General features: G+C 28.8%; 18 protein-coding genes. 7 read left to right on the top strand and 11 right to left on the bottom strand.

Annotated elements, in window-relative coordinates; translation table 4 throughout:
- Window positions 1–2: 2 nt before the first annotated feature.
- The 6 genes from N1F73_RS00820 to N1F73_RS00845 are packed head-to-tail and all read right to left on the bottom strand — an operon-like array spanning window position 3 to window position 5271.
- Window positions 3–1064, bottom strand: coding sequence for an aminopeptidase P family protein (locus tag N1F73_RS00820; protein ID WP_259290277.1), 1062 nt, complete (start codon window positions 1062–1064; stop codon window positions 3–5).
- 13 nt (window positions 1065–1077) lie between these two features.
- Window positions 1078–1953, bottom strand: a complete 876-nt coding sequence (era, locus tag N1F73_RS00825; RefSeq protein ID WP_260359480.1) for a GTPase Era — start codon at window positions 1951–1953, stop codon at window positions 1078–1080.
- Between the two features lies 1 nt (window position 1954).
- Complete coding sequence (cdd, locus tag N1F73_RS00830) at window positions 1955–2347, bottom strand: cytidine deaminase (protein WP_259290279.1); 393 nt, start codon at window positions 2345–2347, stop codon at window positions 1955–1957.
- Between the two features lie 2 nt (window positions 2348–2349).
- The gene (gene ybeY, locus N1F73_RS00835; RefSeq protein ID WP_259290280.1) at window positions 2350–2805 is read right to left on the bottom strand and encodes an rRNA maturation RNase YbeY; all 456 of its coding nucleotides are present in this window, start codon (window positions 2803–2805) and stop codon (window positions 2350–2352) included.
- 41 nt (window positions 2806–2846) lie between these two features.
- A complete protein-coding gene (locus tag N1F73_RS00840; protein ID WP_260359483.1) occupies window positions 2847–3236 on the bottom strand; it encodes an MAG1140 family protein in 390 nt (129 codons plus the stop codon).
- On the bottom strand, window positions 3214–5271 hold the full coding sequence (locus N1F73_RS00845; RefSeq protein ID WP_260359484.1) for an Mbov_0121 family peptidase domain-containing ABC transporter: 2058 nt from the start codon (window positions 5269–5271) through the stop codon (window positions 3214–3216). The genes N1F73_RS00840 and N1F73_RS00845 overlap by 23 nt, the downstream gene beginning before the upstream one ends.
- A 148-nt stretch (window positions 5272–5419) precedes the next feature.
- On the opposite strand from N1F73_RS00845, the gene N1F73_RS00850 reads away from it, so the two are divergent.
- The 5 genes from N1F73_RS00850 (at window position 5420) to N1F73_RS00870 (ending at window position 8970) form a co-directional block, all read left to right on the top strand.
- Window positions 5420–5869, top strand: a complete 450-nt coding sequence (locus N1F73_RS00850; RefSeq protein WP_259290282.1) for an RpiB/LacA/LacB family sugar-phosphate isomerase — start codon at window positions 5420–5422, stop codon at window positions 5867–5869.
- A gap of 168 nt (window positions 5870–6037) precedes the next feature.
- Window positions 6038–6376 (top strand): MG284/MPN403 family protein, encoded by a 339-nt coding sequence (locus N1F73_RS00855; protein ID WP_259290283.1) that lies wholly within the window; start codon window positions 6038–6040, stop codon window positions 6374–6376.
- A 160-nt stretch (window positions 6377–6536) separates the two neighbouring features.
- Window positions 6537–7718: an MHO_1580 family protein gene (locus N1F73_RS00860; protein WP_260359486.1), complete on the top strand. Its 1182-nt coding sequence runs from the start codon at window positions 6537–6539 to the stop codon at window positions 7716–7718.
- Window positions 7684–8088: an MHO_1590 family protein gene (locus N1F73_RS00865; protein WP_260359487.1), complete on the top strand. Its 405-nt coding sequence runs from the start codon at window positions 7684–7686 to the stop codon at window positions 8086–8088. Before N1F73_RS00860 ends, N1F73_RS00865 begins: the two co-directional genes overlap by 35 nt.
- A 63-nt stretch (window positions 8089–8151) precedes the next feature.
- Window positions 8152–8970: an HAD-IIB family hydrolase gene (locus tag N1F73_RS00870; RefSeq protein ID WP_260359488.1), complete on the top strand. Its 819-nt coding sequence runs from the start codon at window positions 8152–8154 to the stop codon at window positions 8968–8970.
- A 4-nt stretch (window positions 8971–8974) separates the two neighbouring features.
- Here N1F73_RS00870 and rlmD read toward each other — a convergent pair whose 3' ends face one another.
- The 4 genes from rlmD to N1F73_RS00890 form a co-directional block, all read right to left on the bottom strand.
- Window positions 8975–10300 (bottom strand): 23S rRNA (uracil(1939)-C(5))-methyltransferase RlmD, encoded by a 1326-nt coding sequence (gene rlmD / locus N1F73_RS00875; protein WP_260359489.1) that lies wholly within the window; start codon window positions 10298–10300, stop codon window positions 8975–8977.
- Window positions 10301–10588: 288 nt separating this feature from the next.
- Entirely contained in the window at window positions 10589–12349 is a 1761-nt protein-coding gene (locus N1F73_RS00880) for a S41 family peptidase (RefSeq protein ID WP_260359490.1), read from the bottom strand.
- Between the two features lie 47 nt (window positions 12350–12396).
- Complete coding sequence (locus tag N1F73_RS00885; protein WP_260359491.1) at window positions 12397–14403, bottom strand: S41 family peptidase; 2007 nt, start codon at window positions 14401–14403, stop codon at window positions 12397–12399.
- A gap of 64 nt (window positions 14404–14467) precedes the next feature.
- Entirely contained in the window at window positions 14468–15457 is a 990-nt protein-coding gene (locus tag N1F73_RS00890) for an ECF transporter S component (RefSeq protein ID WP_260359492.1), read from the bottom strand.
- A gap of 117 nt (window positions 15458–15574) precedes the next feature.
- Between N1F73_RS00890 and N1F73_RS00895 the strand changes: the two genes are divergently transcribed.
- Window positions 15575–16945, top strand: a complete 1371-nt coding sequence (locus N1F73_RS00895) for a leucyl aminopeptidase family protein (protein WP_260359493.1) — start codon at window positions 15575–15577, stop codon at window positions 16943–16945.
- A gap of 184 nt (window positions 16946–17129) precedes the next feature.
- Window positions 17130–17705: a thymidine kinase gene (locus N1F73_RS00900; protein ID WP_260359494.1), complete on the top strand. Its 576-nt coding sequence runs from the start codon at window positions 17130–17132 to the stop codon at window positions 17703–17705.
- Between the two features lie 90 nt (window positions 17706–17795).
- Here N1F73_RS00900 and N1F73_RS00905 read toward each other — a convergent pair whose 3' ends face one another.
- Entirely contained in the window at window positions 17796–17993 is a 198-nt protein-coding gene (locus tag N1F73_RS00905; RefSeq protein WP_259289833.1) for a TM2 domain-containing protein, read from the bottom strand.
- Between the last annotated feature and the right edge of the window lie 206 nt (window positions 17994–18199).

Below are 18199 nucleotides of genomic sequence, written 5' to 3' on the forward strand. Positions count from 1 at the left end.
TTTTATGATCTCTCTTCAGGTCTAGAAAATACATAACGACCTGTTTCAGTGACTAAAACGTCGTCTTCGTTTCTTGCTCCTCCTAAACCTTCAATATAAATTCCAGGTTCAACAGTAATAACCATTCCAGGTTCAAGAGTATAGTCTTTTGCTTTTGAACTTACATATGGTAATTCATGTACATCAATCCCCAAACCATGTCCAGTACCGTGTACAAAGTATTGACCGTATCCGGCTTTTTCAATATAATCACGACAAATTTTATCTATTTCGCTTGCCTTAATCCCTGGTCTAACAGCATCTCTACCTGCTTTAGCTGCCGCTAAAACAATATCTAATATTTCTTGTGCTTTTGGATTGTTTGCTTGAACTTCTGCCCCGTCATTAGACAAAATAAATGTTCTTGTTATATCTGCTGAATAACCTTTGTATAAAGCACCAAAATCTATTTTTAATAAATCGCCAGCAACTAATTTTCTATCGGTTGGGTGGTGGTGTGGTTCGGCTGATGATGGTCCTGATGCAACTATTTCATCAAAGCTTTCTTTTTCCGCTCCGTTTAATTTCATTAAGTAATTTAATTTAGCTGCCACCTCTTTTTCAGTAAAACCAGGTTTAATTCATTGTTTCAATTGTTCTAATGATTTCAATGAAATATCGATTGATGCTTGCATAATTTTAATTTCTTCTTCAGATTTTAAAATTCTCAATTCTTGTCCTGAAATAAAAACTTCTTCTTTTGGTTTAATTAATTTTTGTAGATATTGTCAGGTTTCAATTTTTAAATAGTCTTTTTCAAAAGCCACTCTATTGTATTTTTTTTCTTCAAAAAATTCTTTCATTGAAGTTCCTGCTAATAAGTGTACAGTCACATTTTTTGCGTTGTTTCTTGCATACTCTATATATCTACCATCAACAAACAAATGAGCTTCGTCTTTTTCAATAATGACATAGCCGTCAGTTGTTTGAATTCCAGTTAGTCACAGTCTTGTTTGTTGAGCTTCTGAAACTAATGCGTCAACTTTGTGTTCTGCAAACATTTTTTCTAAATATTTTCTATTCATTTTTTACTCCTACCTAATACCCGAATTTCTTCAAGAATTTATCATTGTTAATTCATTTATCGGCAACTTTTACTTTTAAATGTAGTTGTACATGAGAATTAAATAAATTACTCATTCTTTTACGAGCATCTATACCGATTTGCTTAATCATTTGAGCATTTTTACCAATAACCATTCCTTTTTGTGAAGCTTTTTTTACAAAAATATTTGCTTTAATTATGATTTGGTCATTTTCATAATCTTCATTAAATTCATTAACCTCGACAGCAATAGAATGCGGCAACTCATCTCTTAATAACTTCATAGCTGATACACGAATTATTTCTTTAGCCATAAAGCGCATTGACTTATCAGTTATAAAGTCCTCGTCGTAATATGGTTCCCCTTCATAGGTATATTTTTTTAGTTCTTCAATCAACATTTTTATTGACTTATCATTGTCTGTTGAAACACTTAAAATATTTTCAAAGCCATGATCACGCAATTCTTTAATTTTGCTTGCTACTTCATCAGGTGATTTGGCTAAGTCCATTTTCGAAATTATTGCAATCTTATTAGTCTTATCTTTAATTTTTTCTAAAATATTCAAATCACCTGCACCGATCAACTCGTTTACAGGAGTTAAGAATAAAATACAATCAATGTCTTTCAATGAATCATAGGCATTTTTATTCAATGCTTCACCTAACTTATTTAAGGGTTTGTGAATCCCGGGGGTGTCAACAAAAACAATTTGACACCCTTCTTCGTTATAAATACCACTAATTTGATCTCTTGTTGTTTGTGGTATGTTCGATACGACAGCTAGTTCATAGTTCAAAATTTGGTTCAACAGCGATGATTTACCGACATTAGGTCTACCGATAATCGAAACAATACATACTTTCATTTTATTTAATTTGCTCACTTCTAATTGGCAGTGGAACAAGTTCAATTAGTTTGTATTTTTGCACTGTTTGCCCGTCACCACTATATAAATATACTGAAGCATTATCGTCCATGAATTCAGTCATAACTTGTCTACAACCAGCACAAGGCGAAATAACAGCAGCACCTGATGAAATTACATGAATTTCTTTAAATGTTCCAACTTTTGCACCGTTTGCTACTGAGCCAAATAAAGCTGATCTTTCAGCACATAGACCAGATGGAAAGGCTGCGTTTTCAACATTTACACCTGGTCATTCTCTTCCTTCTTCATCAATAGCTATAGCTGCGACCTTAAAATTAGATCAAGGGCTATAAGAAAATTTTAAATATGATTTTAGTTTATTTACATCCATAATTATTCCTCTCTCGTAATACCTAAGGGATTAAAAATATCATCAACCATTTTGTCCATTTCGATTTTTTCTTCTGGAATTTCGTGATCATAACCCATTAGATGAATTAGACCATGAGCAAATAGATAACAATATTCACGACGCAGTGAATGATTGTATTCCTGAGCTTGTTGTTCAACTTTCTCGTGGCTAATTACCAGCTCACCGATTGGTAAAATTGGTAAATCAGCGTAAATGTCATCATTACCAAAATCAAAAGACAAAATGTCAGTGGCATAATCTTTGCCACGATATTCTTTGTTTAATTCCTTAATTTTTTCATTATTTACAATTGAAACATCTAATATTATTGTCTTTTTTATACCGAAATAATCCTGTAAATTTTGCAGTATTTGTTTATATTCATTTTCAAAATTGAATGAATTGCCATTCTCTATATTAATATTAATTTCAATCATGATTTAATTATAATATTAAAAATTTATTTCTTATCTTAATATTAATTAAATGCAATAAGGGCGTCAATAAGTCTTACTTTATCGTAAATTAAAACTCCGTCAATAGTCGTGTTGGGAATTAATCTTACTTTGGGCGGAATAGTATAAAAAGTAACAAAAACATTGCTATTAATTGTATTTATACCCGACACTTTTAATGTGTATATTTTTCCAGAGTAAGATATTGTAAGTTGTTTATTTTTTTCAATAAAGAATAATGATTTCTCGGGTGCTAGCAAAATCATTTTTTTGTTAGGATCAATAATAAATTGAATTTTGATTGTTTTTTCTATATTCGAAATCAACAAAAAATACAATAAAAAGATTGAAAATAATAATATTAATGCAATACTGATTCAAAAATACTTATTAAGTTCTGTTAATCTTTTCAATGTCAATAACCTCCTCTTGTTTTAAGTATTTATGTGAATGACTCACTTCTATAAACATTGCATTTTTTTGATATTCAGTAATTTTTTGTTTAATTTGCTCAAAAATCTCTTTATCGATATTTTCAAATGCTTCGTCCAATAAAATTAAATTGTATTTTTGAGTAAATAATTTAAGCAATATTATGAATTGTCTTTGCCCTGATGAAAAGTTAGTTGCGTTATTTTTCGAGCATAAATTTAATGTCAGATTCAATTTTTCCATCAATTCATCTAGCTGATATTTTTCAATGTTTTTATTGAATTCTTCAATCTTTTCATAATTTTTGAGTGTTAAAAAATCATAGATACTTATATCCGGAATATACACGTTGTTATTGATTAAAATTGTGTTATTTATCATATGTTCGTCATTAATGAATTTCAAATTATGGTTATTTACTAAAATATCGCCGGTTCAATCAGTAAAACGATAGTGTAATAAATTTAATAAAGTACTTTTGCCACTTCCGTTACCACCAACAATGACGCAACTTTTTTCAATATTAAGCTCATCTATATTCAATAAATCAACGCCGGTTTCATAGCCATATTTAATATTTTTTAACGCTATCGAATTTATTTTGTCAATTCGCAAGCCATCGTTGTTAGTTTTTTTATTCTTCAAGTTCAGCAGAAAATTAATCATAGAAATATGTTTTTCAACAATCGAATACATCATAACTAGAGATGTTAGACCACTAACCGGATGTATAAAAAACGACATAGCACTCAGTATCATTGCCAACGAACCAAGAGACAATTTATTTTTAAAAATTAAAAATGTTGAAATAGTAGTGATTATTATAGAAACATTACTCAATAATAATTCTGAAAATAAGAATGAGTAATTTTCGTTGATTTTCAATTTGTATTCGCTTTGCTTAAAATTTATTAATGAATTTGTGCGATTGATTTCAAGAAATCTTTTTTCAATGTCGTTTTCGAAAGAATTAACTCCGTATACAGAGTCAAATTCAGATTGATTATATTGATGTGCTTTTTGTAAATGAGATAAATATTTTTTCTCTATAAATAAATGGAAAATGAAATTAATAATTGAAACGAATAAACTAATTATAAAAATTACACTGAATATTTCAATACTTATTCAGATCAATAAAACACTGCTAGCAACAATAGCAAATAAGTTCGAAAAGAATGAATAAACAAAATTTGCTTTATAGTTTGCTATTAAAGATATATAGCTTATGCGTTTAAAAATTTCATTTTTTGTCAATTTGCTCATCTCATTTATTGACAAGTTATTGAGTTTGGTGAAAATTGCTATTTTAAGATCAATTTCCATTTTATTGGTGATTTTTTTAACAATAAGATGTTTAATAAAATTGGTAATCACACGAAGCATATTCAATCAAATAAAAAGTGAAAATAATAAAAATAATGTTTTTTCTAATCGGTTAGGCAAAATTGAATCAAAGACTATTTTGATAAAAAATGATGATACAAATGTAAATACAGTATTTATAATTGCACACAAAATTAAAACAAAATTATGTAAATTAAAATTAAATAATGCTTTGAATTTATTATCAATTTTTAAAACTGGCTCAGTGCGATTTGAATCGTGTTCTTTTTCAATAAAACAAATAACTCCTGTATAAATTTCTTTTAAATGCTCAAAATTAATCTTTACCGATGAGCCTACTCTTGAATCTTGCACTACAATGTGAGTTTTTTTAATTTTCTCAACTAATAAGTAGTGCGAGTAGCCGTTTTCATTAACAACAATAATTATTGGAAGGTCTTCTTTTTTTATTGAAATAAGTTGTTCAAAATCACATTTAAAGGCAGTTAAATTTATTCCTTGTTGATTTGCTAAATAATTCAGTGAAACTAAATTAATTCCTTCATCACTATAATTTGTGTTTAATTTCAAATATGATATATCAACATCTTGATGATTCATTTTTTTAAATAAGTATTGCAAGATATGTAAGCCGCAATCTTTGGTGTCGTATTGTTTTGTTATTCTCATGTCAATAAAACAAAAAACGCTTTAATAATTCAAAAAAACGGAATTTATTATAAAAAGAAATCGTTTTTTAATAATAAATGACAAAAAAGTGTTATTTCGCATTATTTTTTTATCACTATAATAGTAATATAAATAAAAGGAGAAGATTATGAATAAAAAAATAGTACCAATAGCAAGCGACCATGCTGCTGTTGAATTAAAAAATAAATTAGTTGAATATGTAAGAAGTTTAGGATATGAAGTTGTTGATCTAGGCCCTGCTGATGATTCACAAAGAGTTTCTTATTCTTTACAAGGACACTTATTAGCAAACTATGTCAAAAAAAATGATAATGAGTTTGGTATTGGCTTATGTGGTACTGGTTTAGGTATTTCATACGCATTGAACCGCCACCATGAAATTAGAGCAGCTCGTGTAACATCAGTAGAAGATGCTAGACTAGCAAAACAACACAATAATGCTAATGTTTTAGTCTTTGGTGGAAGACAAGTATCATTTGAAGAAGCTAAAAAAATGGTGGATGAATATATAAAAACCCAATATGAAGGTGGAAGACACCAACAACGTATTGAAGATATCGAACACTTCGAAGATTAATTCCCGACATATTCATAAAAAGCAGTTGTACTGCTTTTTTTAATTAATTTTCTATAAAATACTGATAAATTTAGTAATTTTGCTGTAAAAACAGGCTAGAAATATTAAAAAAGTTTTTTTATTCTAGTTTTCAAATCAAAAAGTAAATGATATAGCGAAAGGAGAAAAATGATACAAACAATAAACCAATACTACAATACACTTTCGCCACAACAAAGGTATAACGCAGTGAAATCTCTTGCAATGCTAGACAAAGCTTACAAGAAAAATGAAGTTAAAAATAAATTGTTATTGAGTATTCAGAATAATAACAAAGCCAATTTTCCCGAATCAAAATTTCAAAGAACATTGGAACTTTTAAAGCCTGAAAGTGCTTTTATTATAAGAAATGAATTTAACGAAAATAATAATAGAGATTGATACGATTTGCATTTTTCAAAAACCACTTATTATAAAAATAGAAAAAAAGCAATAGAGGAGTTTTTGTATTTTTATCTTAACTGCTAATCCACAACCGCAAATCGTAGAAAAAAGAGATTTAAAAATTGATCCTTACGAATTTACTGTAAAGAAAGTCTCTTCCAATCCTAACGTAGACAAAAATAAAAAATTTAAACATAATATATATGATTTTGAAACGGCGCGAAGATATTTAAAAGTCAAAAATGTGTTAAGAGGTAGAGTCGAGATTAGAAGATTTTTCAACAAAGATCGCTTCTATATTGCATTTACCATTGCTGTTCCTGTTATGAGTTATAAATCAAAAAACCAAAATGTAGGTCTAGATGATTTTGAATTTAGCGTCAATAACAAACTTATCGATAAGTCAAAGATTAACATAAGGGAGATTGAATATTTCCCAGCCAAACAAGGTAATATTGATGACTTTTTTGCTTTTAAAAAGTCAAATATTGATTTTAAACCAAATGCAGCAACACTTTACCACGTTGTTATTTCTTCGGATTCCCTTGGCTTAAAATTTAGCGAACTAAATAATATTGTTTTTCAAACAAACGGCAACAATAAAGAAATTTGAGATATCAAAAAAAGTACAAATCAAGTTAAAGAATACCGGATTGAAAGCAAAGAAAATAAAGCTAATTTTAAAGTCGCTGAAAGATATTTATTTGAGTTTGGTGAACTAAATAATGACACAATCGATAATAAAACTTACTATATTGACACGAATATAAATTTCAATAAAATAACACATCAAAATAACGAAGAAATAGGTGTCTCTAAGTCAGTAATAAAAGCTGAAAAATACTGAAATAATAGCAATTTTTCAATATTTGATGAGTACAAAAGAATTTGAAATCAATATCAATCATTGAGTAAAAATGAGCTACACTCATTCAGCGGAGAACAATGACAAAACTTAAACAATCTTAATTTGCATTCCGAAACAATTTCAACATTTTACAATAGCAACAGCGAACAAAAAAGATATGTTTTCGACTGACCTACTGAATACAGCTACAAGACAAATTCTATTCAAGATGGTTACAACTTCGACAAGAAAGGGCTTTTTATTCCTTACAATTTTAAAGGTGACTTAACAACAACATATAAATATATTTTTGACAATGGTGGTTTTGATAATAATGATAATTTAATTAAAATCTACATCAACAACACACAAAATGTCAAAAATAGAATTTTAGACCCAATTGATGGAATGATCAGTATGGATGTTGAACAAGATGTCCTTGAAGTAAGTGAATTAAAATATTCCTTCAGCGCAAATGATATCGAAACAATTATCAAAAACAACCCAATGAATATTGACTTTTTCAATAAATTTAGAATAAATAATGAACAAGAAAAAAATAATAATACCAATAGCTAGCTTGAGTGTAATAGCCAGTATAACCATACCAATAGTAACGGTATCATTAACGAAAAAGAATAAGAATAAAATTGAAGAAAAAGCTGAATATAAAATAAATCAGGATGAAATTTACCCTGTAATCAACAAAAATCAATTTTATGAATATGTAAGATATATTGATAACAAGGCAATATTCGACAAGTCAATAGTTAATGCAGTATTCAATTATGTCGTTGCAAACATGCAAACAAATGTTGATAAATTGGAATTTGACTATCATTTTATAGACGATGGTGAACTAGAATTGAAATTTATCGCTTATAATGCAAATCAGATTTTTACAAAATCATATAAATTAAGCACAAAATTAAATTTAGAGGAACAGTAATGTTTCTCTTTTTTTTAGAAAATACACAATGTTTTAAATAATTTTCTAAGTTATAATATTGTTATGAAAATAGAAAATATTAAATTGATATTTATTGATTTAGACGGTACAAGTTTAGATTATAAACGCAAACTTTTAAGTAAAAAAAATCTGGAAATTATTGAAAAATGTCGTCAAAATGGAATTAGAGTAATAGTTTCAACAGGCAGAGGGCTAAACCAAAAAACAAAAGACATATTAAATCAAATAAATGACCCTTCGAACATTATTGCTTGAAACGGAGCCAAAGTTCTTATGGACGGTAAAGAAGTTTTTTCATCTTCAATTCCAACACAAATAATAAAACAAATATCAATTTTAATTAAAAAATATAAAGTAACAACAATCGTGAATTCTGACTTTAAAAATAGCACATATACTAATTCAATGATGATAAAGTTATTGACTAAATTGAAAGGCGGAATGGCAAAGCCGATTGAAAGTTTTACATATAATTTTGAAATCTTTAAATTTATTTTTATACCTAAAAATAAAAAATTATTCCTAAAATTTAAAAATGAGTTAACCAGTAAGTTTGGTGACCAGTTAAACATCCTTAACGCACGTAGCTATTCAACTTTTATTGAAGTTACTAACATAAACGCATCAAAAGGATTGGGAGAGGTTTTATTCAGCAAGTTAAATAATATTTCACCTGAAAATTGTGTTCATATTGGCGATACTATGAATGACTCCACAACTGTTGGCAAAGTAAAACATGTGATCGCAATGAAAAATGCGAGTGCTGAATTTAAAAAAATGGCAAATTTTATTAGTCCATATGACTACAAAAATGGTGGTTTAGCAAAAACAATAAATCACTTTATCCTAAACAAAAAATAGAGAATTAATTTTCTCTATTTTTTGTTAAAACACCTACACATTCAATATGGTGTGTTTGACTAAACATATCGCATGGTCTTAAATATTCCAACTTGTAACCGTTGCGTTGTAGCATATCAATATCACGACACATTGTGTGGACATTGCATGATATATAACCGATTTTTTCTGGTTTATATTTTATTACAGAGTTAAAAAACTCTGTGCCCATTCCCGAGCGCGGTGGGTCAACAATCAGTATGTTGGCGTCATTTATTTTAAAAATATTTTTATTAACATCGCCAGCATAAAACACTGAGTTAGTTATATTATTAATATTTGCGTTTTGCTCGGCATTTTGTACTGCTTCAGGAATAATTTCAAGACCATATACTTTTTTTACTAACGGAGCAATTGTTAAAGCAATTGTTCCTACACCACTGTAAGCGTCAATAACTACATCTTCTTTATTCAGATTCAAATTGTCTATTAACAACTTGTAAAGATTGTATGTTTGACTTGAATTTATTTGGAAAAAACTATTCCAGTTTATATTAACAACAAGATTTCCGATCTTGTCTTTTATTCCAGTTTTGTTATTTAATAAAGAAATTGATCTGTCTTTTTTCTTTGATTTAATGTTAAGAATGATATTGACTAAATTAGGAAATTTTGCAAGAAAACTGGCTAAAAAGTCTTCGCTTAATTTTACAAAATGATTAGTGTTTATAATCACAATAAACTCGTCATATGATTCTGAATATCTAAAGGTAAAACTATCAATATATCGAATATTTTCAATAAATTCATTGAAATTATTGATATTTTTCTCTAGTCACTTAATCATAGTATTAATATTTTTGTGAGCCAAATCATAATTTGTTTGTTGAATAATATTGTGTGTATTTTTTTCATATAAACCAAAAATTACCTGACCGTTAGATTCACTCACAAATACTGTGATTTTATTGCGATAATTTCATTCATTTTTACTTTTTAGTATCGGTAAAACATTGTCAAAATGAATATTACGCCCGAATAAATATTTAACAAACTCTTCTTTAAATTTCAATTGATCTTCATAGGATAGCATCGCAATTGCTGTAGAGCCAGATTCCATTAATTGTTCGTTTGGAACATTAATTCTTTGCGGCGAAATTTTGTGTCTTTTTAAGACTTTGGCAAAAGCAAACTTGTTATTTGCTTTTTTGATAACTATGTCTGCAATTTCGCCAACTAATAAATTTTCGACAAATAAAGGATAGTCGTCTATTTTTACGACTCCCATACCTTCATATGATAAATTTATTGCTTCTACATTATTAATGGTTTGGTTTTTATTAAATTTCATATGCTAATTATATAAAAAAAGACGAATAATCGTCTTTAGGTTGATTAACATATAAATAAGTAAAATAAATAAGCATCACGCATAAGGCTTATTCAATTATTTGATTGAAGGGAGCAATATACTCTTAAGCAACGAATCCTGTGGAGTTCGTAATCGTTCACATTGGGAACGCATCGATATCATTATATACTAAAGCTAGATATTAAGAAACTATTTTTAATATATATCAATTAAAATTTTTAATCGCTTTTAGCAAATTAAAACTTAAATTGAAACTAACAAAATTATCTAATGGTTGTCAATCGATTTTATAAAATCACCAATCTTTTTCAAATTATAAAAATCATCATAACTGTATATATAATCAGGTTTCACACCGTGTTCACTGATTGGTAAATCACTTATAGAATTAATATTACTTTTTGGACCCGTTCAGGCATCTGGCCCTGAAATATCGACATTTGTGCCATCTGGCAAAATAGTCGGTAAAACAGCAAACATACCGCCGCCACTTTTTTGACCAATAATTTTAGCCATTCCAGTTTGTTTAACTATATGCGCAAATAAATTTGCAGCACTAAATGTATTAATTCCTGTTAAAAGATACCAATGATATTGATTGTAACCATCTTCTGAATTATATTTACCATCTGAATTAGTATCAATACCTATTTCAATATCTGAGTATGTTTTAGTCATGCGATCTTGCACAAATAAGCTATATGGTTTCTTTGTTAAAAAACCAACAACTTTTTCTAAAGCAGCGGAACTACCACCGCCATTTTGTGAAATATCAATAACAATATTTTTAACTTTACCTTCTCTATCAACTCTTTGAATTTTAGCTATTGCCGCTTTCATCAATTCGTACGAGTCATATAAATATGAATCGCTACGTGCAATTTCTTCATTAGTTCCTGATAAAAACGAATCAATTCTTATTCTCGCAACATCATTCTCAACTACAACAATGTTTTTTGGTTCTTCTTGTTCTCTTAATTTTGTAAGCTTGTCAAGCACTTGCATATATTTTTGTCATTTTCGAGAAAGAGCTCTACCATCTTTTTGATTTAAATTTGTGTTACTTGGTGCTGCGTAGCCTTTTGTGATAATTCTTGAATGTAATTCATTTAAGTACTTATATCATAACTGTTGATAGGCACCTGTGTATACTGAATATTTTTTATCAATTATTTTGTCGTATAAGCCTACAGAATGTGTAAATTCATCAAAACTTGTTGAATTGTATTTTTTATATAATTCACTTGATAAGCCATAGAAATTATCAAATAATAATGCTAAAAAATTATAATTATTTAGGCGTTGTTGATCATTGACTTCGAGTTTGCTTTGATTGTAAAATTTTTCATATTCAACATTATCAGCATCATGTGAAATATTATAATCTATCCCCACTAGTGAAACACCATTGTACTGAAGATTATAATAATTTTGCGACATAAATAATAAATTGAATAAACTTAAAGGCATATAGATATTTTTGTTTTTAGCAAAAATCTTCATATTGTATTTTCCTAAATCAATATAAGGTAAAAGCTCATCTTTTGGGCGTAGAGATTTTGTTGAAAAGTTCAAAAAATGTATGTACTTATTATAATCATATGAAACAGAAGATTTTGCCAATTCAAAAGCTTCGCTTCCAGAATAAATAATCACGTCTTGACCTAAAGCAAATTCAATTACATCTCCATCATTTTTTTCAATTATCCCTTTATCGTCAACAACATCAATTTGAGATATTTTTTCTAAGTCAAAATAACCATTTAATTTTTTGATTACTTCATTAACATTGATATAAGTATCTTTATTTTGTTTATTTTTGAAAATATTTATATTTTGGTCGGCAATGACATAATTGTTGCTAATGTTACTAAAGCTAGCATTAGCAACAAAATCTAATTCATCTGGAACATCTTCGGATACAAAAATATCTCTGTGAATTAGTCTTAAACACGCAACAGAGGCAATTGGAGCTAAAGATGTAGCGGCAATTAATGGCATAAATTTCAATGTTGATTTAAATTTCATAGTTAAATTGTAAAATAAAAAATCAATAATCGCAATAATAAAAGCGATTATTGATTATTTTTAATTAGCTTGTGCAAAATATCATGATCTGCAAAGTTTTCATAATTCACGAAGTAGTCGACATCAACTCCATCTTCAGTGTATGGTAAATCCTTGATAGATTTGATTGATTTGTTTGTACCACCGGTTCAACCATTGACGCTAGAAATATCAACATTTGTCCCGTCAGGTAAAACTGTCGGAAACACTGAAAACATTCCGCCACCACTTTTTTGACCAATTATTGTGGCTATTTTCATCTCTTTAGCAGCATGTGTTAAAAGATTTGCGGCACTAAATGTATTAATTCCAACCAAAATGTATCATTTGTAATTTGTGAAACCATCTCGTGAATCAACAACACCGTCCCCATTAGTATCTACTTTGTAACTAAGTTCTTTATATTCACCTGTTTGTCGATTTTGTATGAATAAATTCAATGTTTGATTGCTTAAAAAACCTAAAACTTTTTGTAGAGCATCAGTGCTACCACCGCCATTTAATGAAATGTCTAAAATAATGTTTTTTACTTTTCCGTGCGGATCGTCACTTTTAATACGATTTAGAGCTGCTCGCATTTTTAAATATGTATCAAATCTTCAAGCATCCGGCAATCGTTTTTGTTTTTCAGTAGCTGAGACAAACTCGTCTAGAACAATTCTAGCCGTATCCCCGTGCACGTGTGTTATTTTATTATTTAAATTGTATATACCATTGCGATCTCTAGTGATAGATTTTTCCCTATAAGATACCAATTCATCTTTTTTTACTGCATGTTTATTGCTTTTAGCCGACAATTCACGTCCGTCAAAATTAAAGTAGTCGGCAATTTGTCCATCATAAATGTCATAGTATGATTTAGAAATCAATCTTGAATGTAGATCGTCTAGGTATTTATATCATAATTTTTCATAGGCACCTTTGTAAACATTCACATTGGTGCTTAATAATTTTTGTTTTAAATTTGTTTTAATTGAAAATTCATCAAAATTATTGACATTGTTTTTTTGATAAAAACGTTTTGCCAGTCCGTAATAATGATCAAACAATAATCTTAAATAGTTGTAATTATTTATCCTGCTTTGCACAGTTGGTTCATGAGTATTGCTTGATGTATAGAAAGAGTATAAAAGTCCTGGATTTGAACGACTTGTATTATAACTTGCTCCAACAAATCTATCGTTATTGTAATACACGTTATAGTACGAACCACTTAGAAACATTAAATTAAATACTGAAACTGGTAGATATACATTTCCGTTATCAACAATGACATCAACGTTGTATTTTGACAAGTCAATTGTAGTGCTTGGCTTTGTTTTGTGTGTTTCAATACCTTCATATTTGATTGAATCATCGCCAAAAGAATTGCCATTAAACGGAGCAATCTCAAAAGCATTTTGTGAGTCAAAAGTCACTGTATCATATTCTTCATCAAAAATTAGTCTGTTAGTGTTGTTGATTTTAAATGTAATGTTTTTTGAATCTTGTGCTTCGATTTTAAAATAGTTAGTGTTATTGTTGGCTATTATTCTATTGACAAAATCATTAACATTAATATAGTCGTCGCCGGTTGAAATATGACTGTAAGTGTCAAATAAAATCTTTGGATTAGATTGAGAATCTAAGTCTCTAAACTCTTTTTCACCATTATTTATTAATCTTGACCGAATTGTTTCGTCAGTATAAACATAGATAGGAGCAGGTGGTTGCGTACTTCTTTTTGACCTAGAGTTGGCAGTTTTTGTATTGCCATTTTTAGCATTTGTGTCTTGATGTGAAGTTTCTTCAATGTTGTCAGAAACATTTTGCTCTGCTATATTGTTATTGACATTATCAACACGTTGTGGTTTATCATTAGCGTCTTGATTTGTATTATTGGTGGGAACGTCATTATTTTTATCGCCGTTTGATTTTGGTGAAACAATTCCTTGAAGGCATGATGCACCTAAAAACGGAATAGATCCGATTGCACTAAGCGACATAACTAAATTAATTTTTTTTAATCTTTTCATTTCTCTATTTTAATGCTTTTCTATTAATACAAAAATAATTTAATTATGCTAACAAAAAAAGCATCTAGTAAGAGATGCTGTGATTTTTATATATCATTGGTGAAATTATTTTATAAGTAAAGAAAATAATAAACATATTTCCCCATATTTTAACAGGACTAATGATTATGTGTTGGAACATGTAGACAAAGATTGAAGATGAACTACCTGCACCAATTGATTCTTTTTCGGCCAGTGCTAAAATTGGAACATTAAATAATTCAATTAATGCCGAAAACACAACAATAGGAACAATTATGATATATAGCGAAGATTTAAGCTTAAATCTAGTAATAAAGATGAATAAAATCATCGCAAAATAACCTGATAACATCAACGCCAGTAAAACTCATCTATTAGGAATTATTCCGTTTTCAATTGTTTGATTATTTATTTTAAAGCCTATTAAGTAAATAACAACCATCGAAACAATTGACAATATCGATAAACACACAATCATGTTAACATTTAGCAATTTAGAGTTAACTTTTTTAGAATTATCGTTTTGTTTTAATTTAAAAAATAGTTTAATGATTCGGTTTTCTAAAAGTTTTATTTTTTTCGCATTTTTATCCGGCTCTATTTGTAATCTTTCTATTCTTTTAAACAAGGTTTTAATAGTTTCTTCGTGTAAACTTCTTTGGAATCGACCACCAAAAATAAATCTGATTAGTCTCATAAATAATAAACCAATTATTCCAGGGATGATGCCATCTAAAACGGCTGCTAATAAAAATAGCGGATTAAAATAAGTCGGCACAAACATAAATGATATTAAGTCGGAAGTGGCACCGACAAAGGCACCGACAAAAGGACCAAAAATAAATCCTGTAATTTTAATCGGCAAACCTATGATACTTATCTTATACGAAGGCAACGAAATCAATGGCATTAGCTGAAAGACAATTAAAAAAAACGCAACTGAAATTGCTATCAAAATACCGATGAATGTAATCTTGCGAATCGATCAACGAGAAAATGTTTTGAAATCTTTGTCACCGTCATAATTTTGCATGATTTTATTATACATTTATAATTGAATCATTATTTAAAAAATTAAAATAATAAAGGCAAAAATTATATGTGCAAAATTTATAGTGTTAAAATATTCATATACTAGTAAAGGAGAATTATGTTATTTGAAAAAATAAACCAAAATAGAAACAAAGATGTTTTATTAAAAGCAACTTTTAAAGAAGATAAAAAAATCGAACATTTAATTGAAAAAAACCAAGCAATAACTGAGTTTTTAAATGATAATGTGGCTTATGTTTATTTAGGCGAAAAAGATAAATTATCTTTCACATCGTTAGTTAAATTTTTCGGTAAATTATCAATCAATTTAGCACGTAGTTACCAATTTGACGTTGATTCATTCACAACCCCAAATTTAGACGCTGCTAAAGTTATGGAAGCATTCATTCGTGGTCAATATTTTGAAAAAGCAAAACTGTTTAACTTAAAAACAGACAGAAACGACAATGAACTTGTTTTAGAAGCTTTCAAAAAAGATGTTGATAAAGAATTGGAAGCTAAAGTTAAAAAAGCTTTAATTTTAGCAAAAGCAACAAACTACGCACGTGACTTACAAGTTACACCTCCAAACGTGCTAAATTCAGAAGTTTTAGCTCAAAAAATCGCCGATGATTTCAAAGAATATGAAAACTTAAAAGTTAGCGTTTTAAACAAAAAACAAATCGAAGAATTAGGAATGGGCTTATTATTATCAGTTAATCGTGGTTCAATGTATGAAGCTCGTGTGGTTGTAATTGAATACAACGGAGATCCTGAATCAAAAGAAAAAACTGTATTAGTTGGTAAAGGAATCACATTTGATGCTGGTGGATACTCATTAAAACCATCACGTTCAATGTTAGGCATGAAATATGACATGTCAGGTTCTGTAATTGTTGCTTCAACTCTAAAAGCAATTGCTCAACTAAAACCTAAGAAAAATTTTGCTGCCGTTATGGCTATCACTGACAACCGTGTTAATGGTGATGCGTCATTACCTGATTCAGTTTGAAAATCAATGAATGGTAAAAGCGTTGAAATTAACAACACTGATGCTGAAGGTCGTTTAGTATTAGCTGACGGAATTACATACGCAGTTAGAAACTTAAAAGCGACTCGTATTATTGATGTTGCGACTTTAACCGGTGCAATCGTTGTTGCTCTAGGACACACCTATTCAGGTGTTTGAGCAACTAGCGATAAAGCATGAGAAGATCTTTCACAAGCTGCCAAAAATGCAAACGAACTTGTTTGAAGAATGCCATTTGATGAAGCATTTAGTCAAAACATTAAAAAATCTGTTGTTGCTGACTTAAAAAACACTGATTTATCAGGTAACGCTGGTTCATGTTCAGCGGCTATGTTCTTAAAAGAATTTACCGAAGATGTAGAATACATTCACATCGATATTGCTGGTACCGCAGACATTAACGAAGTTCCACAAGGACCAATGGTTAAAACATTAACCGAATTAGCTTTAATCAAATAATATAAACTCGCAAATGCGAGTTTTTTACATATTTTTGATAAATTTTTTTGAGCCTTGCTTATGTATATTTTACTTTTAGGCCTTAATTTTTGACTTTTTGTTTTGATTTAGAGTACTTTTTAATTTCACAAAGAAAATTAAGTTAAATAGGAAAATACGGTCAGTTTTTTTTATAATAATAGACATGAATAGAGGAAATATAAAAGGGTGATTAGAAGTAATCACAGGTCCGATGTTTTCGGGCAAAACAGAAGAATTATTAAAACGTGTCAATACTTTAAAATGAGCAGACGTAAAGACGTTGGTAATTAAACCATCTTTTGACAATCGTTTTAGTGAAAGTGAACTTATTTCACGTACAGGAGCAAGACTTAGTTCGCAAAATGTTACAAGTTCAAAAGAAATACTAAAATTATGAAATAAAGAATACAGAGCAGTTGCTATAGATGAAATGAACTTTTTCGATGAAGATTTACCTATGGTTATTGAAGAATTATTATGCAATGATGTTAATGTATTAGTATCGGGGTTAGATTTAGATTTCTTAAGAAAACCATTCGGCATCACTCCACATATTATTGCCATTGCCGACGAGGTATCAAAATTAAAAGCTGTTTGCGTTAAATGTAAAGCTCCTGCGGGATTTTCATTTCGTAAAATAAAATCGCAAGACTTAAATGTCTTAGGCGATTCAGAATACGAAGCACGTTGCAGACTTTGTCACATCGAAGGTGAAAAAGAAAAACTATCAAATTTATAGCTTAGATTATTTAAATTTCTATAATTTAATCAGTAATTTATATAAATTAAAATCAAGAAAATAGATCCCTATTTTCTTGATTTTCTTTAATTAAATATTTCTACCTGTTCCGTCTTTTTGTAAGCCTAGAATGGCTAAAATAATATCAACAATGTACATAATACCAAAAAGTCCACCAGTTAATAATTTTAACAACCCTAATCAGAAGCGTCCGGCGTAAAATCTATCTGCTCCTAGGTACCCAAAAAATATTGCTAATAAAATAAGTAAAAGTCTGCTTTTTTTCATTTTTCCCTCTCTATTTTTTTTACACATAAATTATAGACTTTTGAAAAAAAAAAAAAAAAAAAATAGCTTTCGCTATTTCTATGAAATAAAAAACAAAAGTTCCTAGGGTAAATAAAAAACAAAAGTTCCAATTTTTAATAAAGTATTAACGTAATGAAAAAAAGCAATTACGAAATTAACAAGAGATATCAATTGGAGTATATAAA

It is taken from the genome of Mycoplasma sp. HS2188, from assembly GCF_025209835.1.
Lineage (GTDB): Bacteria > Bacillota_I > Bacilli_A > Mycoplasmatales > Metamycoplasmataceae > Mycoplasmopsis.